General features: G+C 75.6%; 17 protein-coding genes. 8 read left to right on the forward strand and 9 right to left on the reverse strand.

Annotation, left to right across the window (positions count from 1 at the left end):
* Positions 1-5: 5 nt before the first annotated feature.
* Positions 6-944, reverse strand: coding sequence for a DUF6777 domain-containing protein (locus tag ACFTWP_RS15975; RefSeq protein WP_380265127.1), 939 nt, complete (start codon positions 942-944; stop codon positions 6-8).
* Here ACFTWP_RS15975 and ACFTWP_RS15980 point away from each other — a divergent pair.
* From ACFTWP_RS15980 to ACFTWP_RS15990, 3 genes are all read left to right on the forward strand, one after another.
* Positions 910-1161, forward strand: a complete 252-nt coding sequence (locus ACFTWP_RS15980; protein ID WP_380265128.1) for a hypothetical protein — start codon at positions 910-912, stop codon at positions 1159-1161. The two genes, ACFTWP_RS15975 and ACFTWP_RS15980, sit on opposite strands and share 35 nt — an antisense overlap.
* On the forward strand, positions 1162-1476 hold the full coding sequence (locus ACFTWP_RS15985) for a hypothetical protein (RefSeq protein WP_380265129.1): 315 nt from the start codon (positions 1162-1164) through the stop codon (positions 1474-1476).
* A gap of 294 nt (positions 1477-1770) precedes the next feature.
* Positions 1771-3153: a streptophobe family protein gene (locus tag ACFTWP_RS15990; RefSeq protein ID WP_380265130.1), complete on the forward strand. Its 1383-nt coding sequence runs from the start codon at positions 1771-1773 to the stop codon at positions 3151-3153.
* Between the two features lie 63 nt (positions 3154-3216).
* On the opposite strand, the gene ACFTWP_RS15995 is transcribed toward ACFTWP_RS15990, so the two are convergent.
* The 4 genes from ACFTWP_RS15995 to ACFTWP_RS16010 form a co-directional block, all read right to left on the reverse strand.
* Positions 3217-4230 carry a serine/threonine-protein kinase gene (locus ACFTWP_RS15995; RefSeq protein WP_380265151.1) on the reverse strand — a complete coding sequence of 338 codons (1014 nt, stop codon included), beginning with the start codon at positions 4228-4230 and terminating at the stop codon, positions 3217-3219.
* Positions 4231-4316: 86 nt separating this feature from the next.
* Complete coding sequence (locus ACFTWP_RS16000; protein ID WP_380265131.1) at positions 4317-5018, reverse strand: hypothetical protein; 702 nt, start codon at positions 5016-5018, stop codon at positions 4317-4319.
* 55 nt (positions 5019-5073) lie between these two features.
* The gene (locus tag ACFTWP_RS16005) at positions 5074-7413 is read right to left on the reverse strand and encodes an FHA domain-containing protein (RefSeq protein WP_380265132.1); all 2340 of its coding nucleotides are present in this window, start codon (positions 7411-7413) and stop codon (positions 5074-5076) included.
* A gap of 98 nt (positions 7414-7511) precedes the next feature.
* Positions 7512-7766 (reverse strand): LapA family protein, encoded by a 255-nt coding sequence (locus tag ACFTWP_RS16010; RefSeq protein ID WP_380265133.1) that lies wholly within the window; start codon positions 7764-7766, stop codon positions 7512-7514.
* A gap of 167 nt (positions 7767-7933) precedes the next feature.
* Between ACFTWP_RS16010 and ACFTWP_RS16015 the strand changes: the two genes are divergently transcribed.
* Positions 7934-8449, forward strand: coding sequence for a DUF309 domain-containing protein (locus ACFTWP_RS16015; protein WP_380265134.1), 516 nt, complete (start codon positions 7934-7936; stop codon positions 8447-8449).
* Positions 8450-8625: 176 nt separating this feature from the next.
* Here ACFTWP_RS16015 and ACFTWP_RS16020 read toward each other — a convergent pair whose 3' ends face one another.
* Together ACFTWP_RS16020 and dhaM are read right to left on the reverse strand one after the other, a co-directional pair.
* Positions 8626-8925 (reverse strand): HPr family phosphocarrier protein, encoded by a 300-nt coding sequence (locus ACFTWP_RS16020; protein WP_380265135.1) that lies wholly within the window; start codon positions 8923-8925, stop codon positions 8626-8628.
* Complete coding sequence (dhaM, locus tag ACFTWP_RS16025) at positions 8909-9301, reverse strand: dihydroxyacetone kinase phosphoryl donor subunit DhaM (RefSeq protein WP_380265136.1); 393 nt, start codon at positions 9299-9301, stop codon at positions 8909-8911. The genes ACFTWP_RS16020 and dhaM overlap by 17 nt, the downstream gene beginning before the upstream one ends.
* A gap of 58 nt (positions 9302-9359) precedes the next feature.
* Here dhaM and ACFTWP_RS16030 point away from each other — a divergent pair, with 58 nt between their 5' ends.
* The 4 genes from ACFTWP_RS16030 (at position 9360) to ACFTWP_RS16045 (ending at position 14294) form a co-directional block, all read left to right on the forward strand.
* Positions 9360-10139, forward strand: coding sequence for an IclR family transcriptional regulator (locus ACFTWP_RS16030; protein WP_380265137.1), 780 nt, complete (start codon positions 9360-9362; stop codon positions 10137-10139).
* A gap of 634 nt (positions 10140-10773) precedes the next feature.
* Positions 10774-11772 (forward strand): dihydroxyacetone kinase subunit DhaK, encoded by a 999-nt coding sequence (dhaK, locus tag ACFTWP_RS16035; RefSeq protein ID WP_380265138.1) that lies wholly within the window; start codon positions 10774-10776, stop codon positions 11770-11772.
* A gap of 150 nt (positions 11773-11922) precedes the next feature.
* Positions 11923-12552, forward strand: coding sequence for a dihydroxyacetone kinase subunit DhaL (gene dhaL / locus ACFTWP_RS16040; protein WP_380265152.1), 630 nt, complete (start codon positions 11923-11925; stop codon positions 12550-12552).
* Positions 12549-14294 (forward strand): putative PEP-binding protein, encoded by a 1746-nt coding sequence (locus tag ACFTWP_RS16045; RefSeq protein ID WP_380265139.1) that lies wholly within the window; start codon positions 12549-12551, stop codon positions 14292-14294. Before dhaL ends, ACFTWP_RS16045 begins: the two co-directional genes overlap by 4 nt.
* A 113-nt stretch (positions 14295-14407) precedes the next feature.
* On the opposite strand, the gene ACFTWP_RS16050 is transcribed toward ACFTWP_RS16045, so the two are convergent.
* Together ACFTWP_RS16050 and ACFTWP_RS16055 are read right to left on the reverse strand one after the other, a co-directional pair.
* Positions 14408-14806 carry a GlsB/YeaQ/YmgE family stress response membrane protein gene (locus ACFTWP_RS16050; protein WP_380265140.1) on the reverse strand — a complete coding sequence of 133 codons (399 nt, stop codon included), beginning with the start codon at positions 14804-14806 and terminating at the stop codon, positions 14408-14410.
* Between the two features lie 158 nt (positions 14807-14964).
* Positions 14965-15060 (reverse strand): acyl-CoA dehydrogenase family protein (locus tag ACFTWP_RS16055; protein ID WP_360021341.1); only part of this gene is annotated, 96 nt, incomplete at its 5' end.

Raw genomic sequence — 15060 nt, forward strand, 5'->3', positions numbered from 1 at the left:
CCGGGTCAGAACTCCACCGAGACCGGCGTGAGGGCCGGCGGCGGTGACGGGGCGGTCGAGTCCGATGCCTCGACGGACGCCGTGGTCGCCGTGGAGGCGGCCGTGGACGTCCCCGTCGCGGTCGCCGTCCCCGTCGCCGGGCCGACCGAGCTCGCCCCGGCCGAGCCGGAGGAGCCGGTCGCGCTCGCGGTGGAGGAGGACGCGTGCGAGGCGGACGGCGAGGTGGTCGCCGGCGGTGAGGACTTCGTGGCCGAGGACGAGGACCCGGAGGACGGCGACCCGCTCGACGGCTTCGAGGCCGAGGAGCTGGCCGAGGACGACCCGGAGGACGGCGAGGACGAGCCCGAGGCGGACGCCGAGGCGGAGCCGGACGGGCTGGTCGAGGCCGACGCCGACCCGGAGGAGGCCGAGGCGGTGGCAGCCGGTGACGTGGCCGCGGGGACGCCGGGGGCGAGCGGCTCGCTCGGCGCCGCGACGGGCTTGTCGACCGTGACCGGGTGCCCCGTCTGGCGGGCGAACCAGGTGCCGGTGGTGACGTTCACCAGCACGATCTCGGTCACCGGCGCCGGCGCGGGCGTGACCACCACCAGCGTCGACGGCTGGAAGCCCGACCAGGCCTGCCCGGTGTACGAGACCTTGCCCGACGACAGCACGGGCGGCAGCAGCGGGTTCCCGCAGGCGCAGCGCACCCGCGGCACGCCCTGGGAGTCCACCAGCACGGCGGTGCCCGCCTGCAGCACGGCCTGGTAGGCGACGGCGGTGCCGTTCTTGAAGTTGTGGTTGGTCACCCGGGTGTCCGTCCGCAGCACCACCGAGGTGAGCGAGCGCAGGTACGAGGGGATCGCCCCCTGCTCGATCCCCTCGACGGCGGCCCAGGCCTTGCCCTTGTCGCCGGTGGAGATCTGGCCGATGAGCCGTTCGGTGTCGCAGGCCGGCTTCTTCATCGTGCCCCCGTATAGCCCGGTGGCCGAACCCTGCACGCTGCGGATCCCGGTGGTGCCGGACGGCGCCGCCGGCGAGCCGGCCGCGGAGCCGGCCGGCGCGGACTCCGCGGGCCCCGTCTCGGTGGCCACCGACTCCGTGAACGGGGCGTCACCCGAGTCCACCGGCGTCTGCAGGGCGACCTCCTTCGTGGCCGGGCTGCTGCTCCCGCTCTGGTGAGTGACGATCAGCAGTCCCGCCACCAGCGCCAGGACGGCCGTCCCCACGATCGGTGCCAGCCGCCGCCAGTTCCGCCACCCGGGGGAGGGCCGCCCGGACGGCGGGCCGCTCGGCGGCGAGGGCGGCGGGCCGGAGCCCGCGCCGGACGAGGACCCGGAGAGCGGCCCGGAGGGCGGCCCGGACGGCGGGCCGGATTGCGGTGGGGAACTCATCGGGTCTCCGTTCCGGCGGCGGCCGGGGGAGGCCCGCCGCCAGGCTGATGTCCCGTCCTTTCTGCCCCGGTTCGCCACCTCCCGCAACAGCAGCCGGAGTTGACGGGGCAGACCGGACCCGCCGCGGCCGGGTCGGCGGCCGGCGCAAGCGGTGGCGGCCGAACGGAGTACGGCGGGCCCCGGAACGGCGTCCGTCGGCTGCGGACGGCCCATGGCGGGCGGCGGGCCCGCCCGACCTGGGCGACCCTGGAGGAGCGGGTGGACGGGTGGCGCGGCACCCCCGCCGCCGGACCGGCCCACCGGGCTCGCGGCGTCGCCGGCAGGGCCCGACCGTCCGGACCTCACCAGCGCCGAGGACACCGGGACCTCGACCAGCCCCAGGACGTCAGGAGCACGCATGCACCAGGAGCACCGGCCCGGCCCGGAGCCTGCGCCCGGCGTGCCGCCCGCGCCCGGGCGGCCGGGCGCCCCCGGCCTGCTGCGCGGCTGGCTGGACGCCCTGGCGGTGGTGCTCGCCGGGCTCGTGGCCATGACGGCCCTCGCCGCCTTGGGACTGCTGCTCGCCCACGCCGGTTCGCTCCCGCAGGGATCGTTCCCGTCCGTGCTGGCCGCGACGCTGGCCCTGGCGGTCGGCGGCAGTGTGCGGATCGACGGCGGCGCCGGCTTCTTCGCCAAGGTGGACGCCGGCATCACGGTGATGCCGCTCTCGGTCGGGCTGGCCGGCGCGCTGGTGATGGTCGAGGTGTTCCTGCGTCAGCTCCGCTTCCGGGCCGTGGCGCCCGGCCGGGAGCTGCTCGGGCGGATCGCCCGGGTGGTGGTGCTGTGGCTGGCGGCGCTGGCCGTGATCGTCTCGGTCGCCCGGCACACCTTCGTCGTCGAGCTCGGCGGCGACCTGATCGGCACCATCGGCGGTGTGCTCGGCCTGACCCCCGAGGTCGGGTTCCACGCGGACGTCCCGCGCACGCTGGGCTTCGGTCTGCTCTGGCTGCTGGTGGTGCTGGCGGTGGCGTTCGCGGTGTCCAGGCGCGCACCGCTGCCGCGCGCCCTGCTGCCGTACCAGTACGCCGTCCGGCCGGCGGCCTTCGCGATGCTGGTGGTGCTGCTCGTGTACGCGGTGCTGGGGGTGGTGGTCGGTGTGGTCACCGCGCTGGTCCACGGGAACGCGGGCGAGACCCTCGCGGTGGTGCTGCTGGCCGTCCCGAACCTGGCCTGGCCGGCCTTCGGGCTCGGCCTCGGCGCCCAGTGGCACGGCCACCTCACCGGCGCGATCGGCCTGCCGATGCCGCAGGTGCTGGCCGACGTCCTGCGGACGCCGGACGGCCGGGAGGTGACGGTGAGCGTGGCCTCGCTCGCCGGGTACGACGGGCGGATCTGGTGGCTCACGGTGCTGGCCGCCGTGCTGCTCCTGGCGGCCGGGTTCCTGATGGCGCACCGCTCGCCCGAGGGCGTCCCGCTCTGGCAGCACGCCGTCCGGATGGGCCTGGCGCTCGCGGTCACCATGCTGCTGATCGGCGTGCTGTCGCGGGTCTCCGCCTCGTACGGCCTGGCGGTGCTGGGGGTGAATCCGCAGGACGACGGGCTTGGCGGGCTGCTCGGCTCGGTGCTGGGCGGCTCCGCGGCCCAGAGCCTGGGCAACGGGTCGCTGTCGTTGCAGCCGTACTGGTGGGGGGTGCCGCTGGCGGCGGGGTGGGGGCTGCTGGCGGGAGCGCTGGGCGCGCTCCTGGCGAGCCGGGTGCGGCGGCGGGGCGAAGTCCCGGCGCCCGGCGGACAGGACGGCTGACGCGGCGCCGCGCGTGCGCGGTCCGAGCGGTGACGGCGGTTCGAGCGGTGACGACGGCCCGGATCAGTGCTGACCGTCGGGCCGCGCCGCGCCGGGGGCGAACACCGGCAGTGCCCAGGCGGGCGGGGTGGGCGGCGCGGCCGGCGCCGGGGGCATCCCGCCGCCGGAGCCGCCCGCGACGACGGCGGGCACCACCGCGGTCGGCGGCCCGGCGGACTGCCAGCGGCCGGCCTCCGCGGGCACGCCGGACACGGCTCCGCGCAGCTCCGCGACGAAGCGCAGACAGCTCTCGTACCGGTCCTCGGGCGCCTTGGCGAGGGCCCCGGCCAGGACGGCGTCCACGGCCGGCGGCAGGTCGGGGCGGTAGGGGGTGAGGGCGGGCGGCGGCTCGTTGAGGTGAGCCCAGAGCAGGGCGACGTCGTCCTCCCGCCGGAACGGCGGTGCGCCGGCCAGCATCTCGAACACCACGCAGCCCAGGCTGTAGAGGTCGCAGCGGCCGTCCACCGGCCGCCCGGAGATCTGCTCCGGCGCGGCGTAGTCGAGGGTGCCGACGATCTGGCCGACGGTGGTCAGCCCGCTGAGCGAGAGCGACTTCTTGGTGAGCCCGAAGTCGGCCAGGTAGAGGTGTTCGGGGTGCTCGCTGTCCGTCCCGGCGGCCACCAGGATGTTGCCCGGCTTGACGTCCCGGTGGACCAGCTCGTGGTCGTGCGCGGCGTCCAGGGCGGAGGCCACCTGCGCCGCCATCCGGACGGTCTGCTCGGCCGCCAGCGGCCCGTCGCGGTTGAGCAGGGTGCGCAGGTCCCGGCCGGGCACGAAGCGCATCGCGATGTAGAGGATCCCGTCCGCCTCGCCGGCCTCGAAGACCGGGATGATGTGCGGGTGGTCGATGGCGGCCGCGACCTGGGACTCGTGGATGAAGCGCTGGCGGAACACCTCGTTCCGGGCCAGTTCGGGCGCCAGCAGCTTGACCGCGACCGTCCGGCCCAGCCGCAGGTCCTTGGCGCGGTAGACCACGGCCATGCCGCCCCGGCCGCTCTCCCGCTCCAGCTCGTACCCGGCGATCCGGCGGCCCACCATGCCGGAGGGCAGGCCGGGCGAGGGCTCGGTGGTGTGCTCCGGCACCCGCTCGGTCGGCGGGTCGGGCTGCGGTCCGGCGGCGGCGTTCACCAGTCACCCGTCCGGGTCGGTTCGTAGCCGGCCGGCCGGCCGGGGGCGCTGCCGGGCGCGGGCGGGCCAGCGGGCGTCGTCCCGGGGGCGGGCTCCGGCGCCCTCGCGGGTGCGGGTGCGGGTGCGGGTTCGGGTGCAGGAGTTGGTGTGGGCGCGGGAGTGGGACTGGGCGCGGGAGTGGATTCGGGCGGGGGCGTGGCCGAGGCGGCGGGGTCGGCGGGATGGCCGGCGGCGTAGGTCTGGAGCTGCAGGCCGTCGCAGTAGCACCACCGGTCGTGCACCGGGTCGTAGAGCCAGAGCGCCTCGCCGTCCAGCAGTACGCCCACCCGCGGCCCCTGGGCCCGCAGGCCGAAGGTCTCCAGGTCGACGCGCCCGGCGGCGAGGTCCTCCAGCAGCTCCCGGTGCCGGCCCAGCGCGCGCTCCGTCTCGGCCAGCATGGGGCGGGGGTCGGCCGTCCGGCTGAGCGGTCCGGCGGCGGTGCCGGGCTCGACGGGCAGGCTGATCAGCAGCCGGCCGTCCACCCAGGCGGACCAGCCGTTCGAGCAGACGATCCGGCTCCAGTCGCCCTGCCGGTCGAGCAGCTGGACGGGGAGCAGCGGGTCCAGCCGGGCCGACGGGTGCGAGGGGTCCGGAGCCGTCCAGGTCGGCATTCCGTCCTGCGGGGCCACGTGGGTGGGACGGAACGCGAACTCGTTCATACCTCGGTCCTATCCATCACGGGGCCCGCCCGCCACTCGGCACCGCCCGGCCGCGCTATTTCCGCATGATCGCGGGCTCGTGCCTGCGCAGCAGCAGGGAGATCGCGACGGCCAGCGCCAGCGAGAGGGCCACCAGCATCCCCATGCAGGTGAGCCAGACCGAGGAGGTGTGGCGGAACAGCGGGTCCGCGGTGAGGTTGGTCGGCAGGATCCGGTGCAGGTCGATGGTCGCGGCCATCGCGCCGAGGCCCCAGCGGGAGGGCACCAGCCAGGCGAACTGCTCCAGGCCGGGCACGCCGTGCAGTCGGAGCATGGCGCCGCTGAACACGATCTGGACGACCGAGAGCAGCACCAGCATCGGCATGGTGGCCTCCTCCTTGGTCACCAGGGAGGAGATGAGCAGGCCGAGCATCATCGCGGTGAAGGAGAGCAGGGCGACGGCGAGGGTGATCTCGATCAGCGGGTCGAAGTACAGGCCGCTGCTCACCGCCACGCTCAGGTCGACCCCGACCAGCCCGACCGTGGTGAGGACGGCCGCCTGCACCACCGTGATCACACCGAGCACCACGATCTTGGAGACGAGGTAGGCGGACCGGGACAGGCCCACCACCCGTTCTCGGCGGTAGATCGCCGTCTCCTTGATCACTTCACGGACGGCGTTGGCGGAGCCGGTGAGCACCCCGCCGATGCAGAGCGTGAGCAGGCAGTTGAGCGCGTTCTCCGAGGTCAGCATGGAGCCCGCCATCGCGCGGCACATCGCGCCCACGATGAAGGGCAGCGCCACCATGATGATCAGGAACATCCGGTCGGCGGCGAGCACCGAGGAGTACCTGCGGACCAGGGTGCTCAGCTGCGATCCCCAGCTCTGTGCCTTGACCGGCCCGACCGGCGGCTGCGCGGGCCGGGCCGGCCCGGCGGGCCGTTCGACCGCGGAGGCGATGTACTCGCCGTACCGGGAGGACTCCCGGAAACGGCTGGCCCACGCCCGGTCGTCGTCGCTCTCGAACGCCTCGAAGGCCTGCGGCCACTCGTCGTAGCCGAAGAAGGCCAGCGCCTCCTGCGGCGGTCCGTAGTAGGCGGTGCGCCCACCCGGGGCGAGCACCAGCAGGCGGTCGCAGACGTCCAGGCTGAGCACGCTGTGGGTGACCACGACCACCGTCCGGCCGTCGTCCGCCAGACCGCGCAGCATCTGCATCACCGAGCGGTCCATGCCCGGGTCGAGCCCGGAGGTCGGCTCGTCCAGGAAGAGCAGCGAGGGCTTGGTGAGCAGTTCCAGCGCCACGCTGACGCGCTTGCGCTGGCCGCCGGAGAGGCTGGAGATCACCTGGTCGGCGCGCTTGTCCAGGCCGAGCTCGTGGATCACCTCGGTGACCCGGGCCTCGCGCTCGGCCTTCGCGGTGTCGCCGGGGAAGCGTAATTCGGCCGCGTAGCGCAGGGCGCGGCGCACCGACAGCTGGGTGTGCAGGATGTCGTCCTGCGGTACCAGGCCGATCCGCTGGCGCAGTTCCGCGTAGTCCCGGTAGAGGTCCCGGCCGTCGTACAGGACGGTCCCGTCGTCGGCCGGGCGCAGCCCGGTGAGGGCGTTGAGCAGGGTGGACTTGCCGGCGCCGCTCGGCCCGGCGACCGCCACCAGGGTCTTCTCGCCGACCGGGAAGCTGACGTTCTCCAGCAGCACCCGCTGCTCCTTGCCGACCCGCACGGTCAGGCCCTGGACGTCCAGCGAGATCGAGCCGGTGTCGGTGTACTCGACCAGCTCGCCGCCCTGCAGGCAGAAGGCCGAGTGCCCGATCCCGATGATGTCCGCCGGGCCGACGGTGGCCGCGGTCACCGGGCCTCCGTTGAGGAAGGTGCCGTTGTGGCTGCCCAGGTCGGCGATCTCGTAGCGGCCGTCGGGCAGGGCCCGCAGCTCCGCGTGGTGACGGGAGACCACCAGGTCGTCGAGGACCAGGTCGTTGTCGTCGGCGCGGCCGATCCGGATGGTCCGGGCGGGCAGCGGGCGGACGCTGGTCGGCTGCCGGAACACCCCGGAGGCCTCGGGGGCGACCAGGGACGGCCGCTCGTACACGGTGGGTTCGGGCAGGCCGCTGAAGGCGGCGGAGGGGCCGTCGGTGGGGTTGCCGAAGCGCACCAGACTGCCGGGCTCGATGCCCCATTGGCGGACCCGGTGACCCTCGGCGAAGGTGCCGTTGGTGCTGCCGACGTCCTCCAGCAGCCAGTGGCCGTCGTCCGTCCGCAGCACGGCGTGGTGCCAGGACACCCGAGGGTCGTCCAGGACGATCTCGCTGGTGGGGTCCCGTCCGACGTGGTACGACCGGCTCGGCGCGATCAGCTGTGAGTCGGTCTCGGTGGCCAGGACCAGTGGCGGCGCGACGGGCGCGCCTGCGCGCTCTCCCATACTCGGATTCTAGGCCCGTCCGCCGCCCGGCGCCGGGCGGCGGACGGGCCGTTCGTCGCCCGCGGCACCCGTCCCCGGGTGGCGGTGCGCCGGGCCGTTCAGCGTTTCGCCCGGCGTCGCGCCAGGAACCAGCCGATGACCAGACCGACCAGCAGGGTCACGGTCAGCACCACCCAGAGTGGCAGCGTGACGGTGGGGATCCACAGCCGGATGGAAACCGAGCCGGTGTTGGCGGCGATGAACCAGATCGCGAGTATCGCGAGGATCCCGATCCCGATCGTGCGCAGCCGCACCGCGCGGCCCTTGACCGTGACGGTCGACGGGCCGTTCGGCGGAAGGGGTTTCTCAGCCATGGCCCCAGTATCGTGCGATTCGTACCTTTCACGCCGTTCGGGCGCCGCCCGCGCTGTTCGGGTACGGTTCTCCGCCCGTTCGCAACCGCCGGTGCGCGCCCCGGTGTTCGCTGACGGTGTTCGTCGTTTTGCTCCCCGTAGCGGCGCCTTCGATGGACAATCGGGGCATGACTGAATCGGTGGGCGAGGGCGCGGGCCGGGACCAGCGGATCGATCGGGATCGGGACGCGGAGGGCCGGGCCCGCAGCGCACGGCCGCGGGACGGCCTGGGGCGGCCGCTGCCCTACGGCGCCGCCGGGGTCACCAGGCAGGAGGAGGGCGTGCCGCGCACGCCGGAGCAGGCGCTCGCCGAAGCCCAGCGCCTGCTCGACGCCGGACGGCCGTTCCACGCGCACGAGGTGCTGGAGGACATGTGGAAGGCCGCTCCGGCCTCCGAGCGCCAACTCTGGCGCGGCCTCGCCCAGTTCGCGGTCGGCCTGACGCACGCCGCGCGCGGCAACTCGGCCGGCTCCGGGGCGCTGCTGGCCAGAGCGGCCGAGGCACTGGCCCCCTTCGAGCGGGCCGCGCCGTACGGGATCGACGTGACCGCGCTGGCCCGCTGGGCCCATGAACAGGCCACCCGCCCGGCGTACTTGGTCGCGCCGAACACGCCCCGGCTGCGGAGCGGCGCGGCCGGTCGCTGAACGGGCGGGGCCGGTCGCTGAGCGGGCGGGGCTGAACGGGCGGGCGCGCGCCGGGTTTCTCCGGCGTCCCGGGCTGCTCGGCCCCCCGCCGCTCAGCTGCCCAGTCGCTCGACCGCTCGACCGCTCGACCGCTCGACGGCTCGACCGCTGGACGGCTCGGCTACTCGACGGCTCGGCTACTCGGCCTCGGTGAGGACGCGGGCCAGGGCCTCGACGGCCGCGGCCGCGTCCTCGCCCTCCGCCCGGACGGTGATCTCGGTGCCCCGGGTGGCGCCCAGCCCCATCACCGCGAGGATGCCGGTCGGGCTGACCGACCGTCCCGCGTACTCGACCCGTACGGTGCTGCGAAAACCCGCCGCCGTCCGGGCCAGCGCCCCGGCCGGCCGGGCGTGCAGGTGGGCGGGCAGGAGGACGGTCGCCTCGGCCGACCGGGTGGCGGCCCGCGCGACGGGCGCGGTCTCAGAACTTCCGGACATCGCGGGCCTCCTCGGCCGCTCCGGCGACGGCCCGCAGGTCGGCTCCGGCCGAGGCGGTGACGGCGGCGGCGACCGCGCCTTCGACGAAGGGGGCGTCGACCAGCAGGACTCCCGGGTGCGGATGGTCCGCCAGGACGGCGCGGGCCGTCAGTACCGAGCTGCCCAGGTCGGGCAGGAGGACCACGCCCGCGCCGTGGTCCGCCCGGTCGAGGGCTTCGCGGACGAGGTCGTAGCTGGTGCCGATGCCGCCGTCCCGAGTGCCGCCGGCGGCGATCACGGGGACGTCGGCGGAGCCGATCTGTGCGAGCAGGTCGCGGAGTCCGAGGGCCAGTCCGGGACTGTGGGACACGAGTACGATGCCGACAGTTTGCCTCATGGGCGAGATGCTAGATTTTGGAACAGTGTTCTGCAATACCGAAAGCAGGTAAACCCTCATGGTGCAGTCCGTCCAGCGGGCGGTACGCGTCCTCCGGGAGTTGTCGACGGCCGGACCGCGGCTGGGTGTGACCGAGCTGGCCGACCGGATCGGCATCGCCAAGCCGACCGTGCACGCCCTGCTGCGCACCCTGGAGGCCGAGGGGCTGGTGCGGCAGGACCGGGAGACCGGGAAGTACCTGCTGGGCCCCGGCCTGCTCCAGCTCGGGAACTCCTACCTGGACACCCAGGAGCTCCGTACCCGCTCGGTCACCTGGGCCGACGCGCTGGCGACCGGTACGGGCGAGGCGGTCTGGGTCGCGGTGCTCGCCGGTGACCACGTCCTGGTGGTCCACCACGCCTTCCGGCCGGAGGGCGCGGTGCAGATCCTGGAGGTCGGGGCCAGCATCCCGTGGCACACCTGCGCACTCGGCAAGGCGGTGGTCGCCTTCCAGCCACCGCAGCAGCGGGCCGAACTGCTGGCCGGCGAACTGGTCCGGCTGACGGGTCGCAGCATCACCGATCCGGCCGCGCTCGGAGCGCAGTTGGAGGAGGTGCGCGGCATCGGGTACGCGCTGGAGGAGCAGGAGGCGGCGCTGGGCGACGCGGGCATCGCCTCGGCGGTCTTCGACCGCTCCGGCGAGGCGGTCGGCGCGATCGGCGTGGTCGGCCCGGTCGAGCGCCTGCTCGCCGACGACGCGGTCCGCCAGAAGCACGCCGTGGCGGTGCGCGAGGTGGCCAGGAACCTGTCGCGGGAGCTCGGCGCGGGACGCGGCGCCCCCTGGCAGGCCGGGTCCTGACCGACCGCGGGCCCTGGTCCTGACCGACCGCGGGCCCTGGTCCTGACCGACCGCGGGCCTGATCCCGGCGGACCGCGGGCCCGATTCCGGCGGACCCGAGGGCGTCCGAAACCGACCGTGCGGGGGTCGGCCCGGGGGCGGTCCGGTGGTCGCCGGCGGCCCTCCTTCGCCGGGTGCTGCCACCGTGCGTGGAGCGGTGGCCGACGGAGTGTGGAGCCAACCCCTTGACACCCGTCGTACGCGGGCTTAAGTTCCGAACACGTTTCAGGTATGACGAACGGGTTTCCTGAGTGTGCTCACCATTCCCCGGCCAGGGCCCGACCCCCTTCCGATCCGCTTCCGCGGAGGAGGTGACCGCCCTGTGCCCCGCGCGGGCCGCAGGCGTACGCATGTCCGAAATCCCCCTGCCCCCATGGCCGTTCGCCGATCTCGCCGGCCCGGTGGCGCCGGCCCCCGGCAGCGTCGGATCGGTGCGCGTGGCCTCGCGGAAGCGCGCTGACGCACCCTCCGCCGGCCGGTGCCCGCAGGCCGGCCCCGGGCGCCGCCCGCTGAACCGCGGGTCGAACCGCTGTCCGGCCGCCGCGCGGAGCACCGCGCCGGTCCGGTGCGCCGCCGGCGCCGAAGGAGTGCCGTCGTGAAGAAGTTCCTCAACACCCCGGAGTCCGTGCTCGGTGACGCGCTCGCCGGACTCGCCGCCGCCCACCCGAAGCTCCACGTCGACCGGGCGGCGCGCGTGATCCGGCGGGCCGGGCCCGTCCGCGTCGGGAAGGTCGCCCTGGTCTCCGGCGGCGGCTCCGGCCACGAGCCGCTGCACGGCGGTTTCGTCGGCACCGGGATGCTCGACGCCGCCTGCCCCGGCGAGATCTTCACCTCCCCCGTGCCGGACCAGGTGCTGGCCGCCGCCACGGCCGTGGACCAGGGCGCGGGCGTGGTCCTGATCGTCAAGAACTACACCGGCGACGTGCTGAACTTCCGGATGGCGGCCGAACTCGCCGCCGAGAAGGGCGTCGAGGTGCGGACCGTCCTCGTCGACGACGACGTCGCGGTGCAGGACTCCACCTGGACGGCGGGCCGCCGCGGCACCGGCGCCACCGTCTTCGTCGAGCGGATCGCCGGGGCGCTGGCCGAGCAGGGGGCCGGCCTCGACGAGGTGGCCGCCGTCGCCCGCCGGGTCAACGAGCTGTCCCGCTCCTTCGCCGTCGCCCTCACCGCCTGCACCACCCCGGCGGCCGGCAGGCCCGGCTTCGAACTCCCCGAGGACGAGATGGAGGTCGGCGTCGGCATCCACGGCGAGCCGGGCCGGCGCCGCGAGAAGCTGGGCACGGCCCGTCAGATCGTCGCGCAGGCGCTGGAGGCCGTCCTCGCCGAGCCGGTGCTCGGCGGCACGGACCGCGCGATCGTGCTGGTCAACGGACTCGGCGCCACCCCGCTGATCGAGCTCTACGTGCTGTTCAACGAGGTGAGCACCCAACTCGCGGCCCGCGGCGTCACCATCGCCCGCAGCCTGGTCGGCAACTACGTCACCAGCCTGGACATGGCCGGCGCCTCGATCACCGTCTGCCGGGCCGACGAGCGACTGCTCGCGCTGTGGGACGCCCCCGTGGACACGCCCGCCCTGCGCTGGGGCACCTGAGACCGGGCACGCCCGGCCGGTGCCCCCACCACCGGCCGGGCGTGTCCACCCCCCCACCCCGCCCCGGCACTCCCGTGCCGACCGCGCAGCACGCTGCCGACCCTGCCGCCCACCCCCGGCACCGAGCCGAACCAGCACGAAGGAGACCCCCTGATGGACATCGCCCTCGCGAGGCACTGGGTAGAGGCCCTCGCCGCCGCTGTGGACGCGCACCAGGAGCGCCTCACCCAGCTGGACTCGGCCATCGGGGACGCCGACCACGGGGCGAACATGCACCGCGGCCTCACCGCCGTCCTCGCCGCGCAGACCTCCTACCGGCCCGAGTCCGTGGGCCAGTTGCTGGTCGAGGTCGGCACCACCCTGATCTCCAGCGTCGGCGGGGCCTCGGGCCCGCTGTACGGCACCGCCTTCCGGGCGACCGGCCAGGCCCTGCCCGCGGCGGACCCGGACGCCGCCGAGCTGCTCACCGCGCTGCGCGCCGGGCTCGACGCCGTACGGGAGCTCGGCGCGGCCGCCCCCGGGGACAAGACGATGGTCGACGCGTTCCTCCCCGCGCTGGACGCCTTCGAGGAGGAGCTGCGCGCCGGCGGGGACCTCGCCGCGGCGGCGGCCCGCGCCGCGGTCGCCGCCGAGGAGGGCGCGCGCGCCACCGTGCCGCTGCAGGCCCGCAAGGGCCGGGCCTCCTACCTCGGCCCGCGCAGCATCGGACACCAGGACCCGGGCGCCACCTCCACCGCCCTGCTCTTCGGCGCACTGGCCGAGGCGGCGGCCGCCCGATGACCCGTCAGGCCTTCACCGGGCAGGCCGCGTCGGCCGGCATCGCGGTCGGCACCGTGCACCGCACGGACCGTCCACCGGCGGTGCCGCGGCCGGGCGAGGCTGTGGTCGGGGCCTGCCCGTACCGTCCCGGTGAGTCCGCCGACCCGGGCGGGCCGGCCGACCCCGGCCGGGCCGCCCGGGCGGCCGAGGCCGCCTTCGAGGCGGTCGCGGAGCACCTGGAGCGGCTCGCCGCGTCGCTGCGGGCCGAGGGCCGGATCGAGCAGGCCGACCTGCTGGAGGTCGGCGGCTACCTCGCCCGGGACCAGGACCTGCGGGCCTCCGCCACCCGCCGGGCCGGCCGCGGAGCCCCGGCGGACACCGCCGTCCGGGAGGCCGTCGAGGAGTACGCCGCGGTCATCGGTGCGCTGGCGGACCCGGTACTGGCCGAGCGGGCCGCCGACATCCGCCAGGTCGGGCGCCGCGCCCTCGCCTGGCTGGACGGCGCCGGCCTCGCCCGGCCCGAGGGGCCGCTGGTCCTGGTCGCCCACGAGGTCGGCGCGGCCGACCTGCTCGAACCGGGCGGCGACGTGGTCGGCGCCGTCTCCGTGACCGGCGGGCCGGGCTCGCACGCGGCGATCGTCGCCCGCTCGCTCGGCATCCCGCTCCTGCTCGGTCTCGACCCCGCGGTGCTGGACCTGCCGGACGGAGCCGAGGCGATCGTCGACGGCGACCGGGCCCGGATCACCGTCCACCCGGCCGGGCCGGAGCGCGCCCGGGCCCTCGCCGCGACGGACGCGGCCTGCGCCCGGCGGGCGGCGCTCGCCGCCGAGCGGCACCTGCCCTGCGAGACGCTCGACCGGCACACCGTCATCCTGCGCGCCAACGTGGCCACCGCGGCGCAGGCCGAAGCCGCCCTTCTGGCCGGAGCCGACGGGATCGGCCTGCTCCGCACCGAACTGCCCTTCCTGGAGGCCCCGCGCTGGCCCACGGCGGAGCAGCACACCGCCGCGCTGGCGCCCGTCCTGCGCGAGCTCGCCGGGCGTCCGGTCACCGTCCGGACCCTGGATTTCGCGGACGACAAGCTGCCGCCCTTCCTCGCGGGGGCGGCCCGGGACGGCGGCCGGCTCGGGCGGGGCCTGCCGCTGATGCTCGCCCGCCCCGACGCCTTCGCCGCGCAGTTCCGGGCGGTGCTCACCGCCGGCGCCGGCACCGACCTGCGGATCATGATCCCGATGGTCGCCGCCCCCGAGGAACTGCGGGCCTGCCGGGAGATCCTGCGGGAGACGGCGGACGCCCTCGGTGTGCCCGTCCCGCCGCTCGGCGCGATGGTCGAACTCCCGGAGGCCGTCGCCCGCGCCGCCGAACTCGCCCGGGAGGCGGCCTTCCTCTCGATCGGCAGCAACGACCTCACCGGCCAGATCCTGGGGCTCGACCGCCGCGACCCGGCCGCCGGGCCCGTGCTGGCCGCGCACCCCGCGGTGCTGCGGGCGATCGGACGCGTGGTGGAGGCGGGCCACCGGTACCGCCGCCAGGTGTCGCTCTGCGGGGACGCCGCGGCCCACCCCGTGGTGCTGCCGCTGCTGGTCGGCCTCGGCTGCGACGTCCTGTCGGCTGCACCGGCCGCCCTGGACGAGATCCGGGCCCGGATCCGCCGGCTCGACGCCGAGGCCTGTGCCGAGGCCGCCCGTGAGGCCCTGGCCGCCGGGAGCGTGGAGGAGGTCCGGGCGATCGTCGAACGGCGCTGCTCCCCGGCTCTGCCGTGACGGTGCCGCACCGGTCGGCGCCCCGCCCCCGTCCCCCGAGACCGGGGGGCGGGGGCAGGGCGGGGAGCGCGGGGTAGGACTGCGCGGTCGGTGCGGGCGGGGCCGGGACGGCGTCAGCGGCTGACGCCCCGGCGGCCCCAGGCCGGTGCCACCACCGCGACCAGCAGCACCGCGAAGCCGATCTGCAGCGCGTGGCGGGTCCAGTCGATGCCCGAGGTGTGCGCGACGCCGATCCAGCCGGCGACCGCGTTGCCGAGCAGGGCGCCGCCCGCGCCGAGGAGCATCGTCAGCCACCAGGGGATGGACTGGGGGCCGCGCAGCAGCAGTTTGGCCAGTACGCCGAGGATGAACCCGATCAGGAGAATCCAGAGCAGTTGGAACACGATGTCCTCCGGTCCTTCAGCCGCACCGCCCGAGGCGTCGAGGTGCCGGGCGGTGCCGGTGCGCTGCCTTGTCCGGCGGGCGGGGCGCCCCGCGACCGCCGTCGCGCCGCCGACCGACGGCGTGATCACCAGCATCCCGCGGCCCGGCGGATTCGGCACGTCCGGGGCTGCGGTCCGCCCCCGGAGCCGATCAGGTCCGGCCCGGCTCATCGGCAGGAGGGCGCCCCTGGTGGGGCGCCCTCGGCGTCTGTCGCATCTGTCTGCTGCGTGCGTGGGGGTGGTGGGGGTTAGGGGAGGTTGCGGGCCATGACGATGCGCTGGATCTGGTTGGTGCCTTCGTAGATCTGGGTGATCTTGGCGTCGCGCATCATGCGCTCCAGCGG

The organism is Kitasatospora sp. NPDC057015, from assembly GCF_042673745.1.
Classification (GTDB): Bacteria; Actinomycetota; Actinomycetes; order Streptomycetales; family Streptomycetaceae; genus Kitasatospora.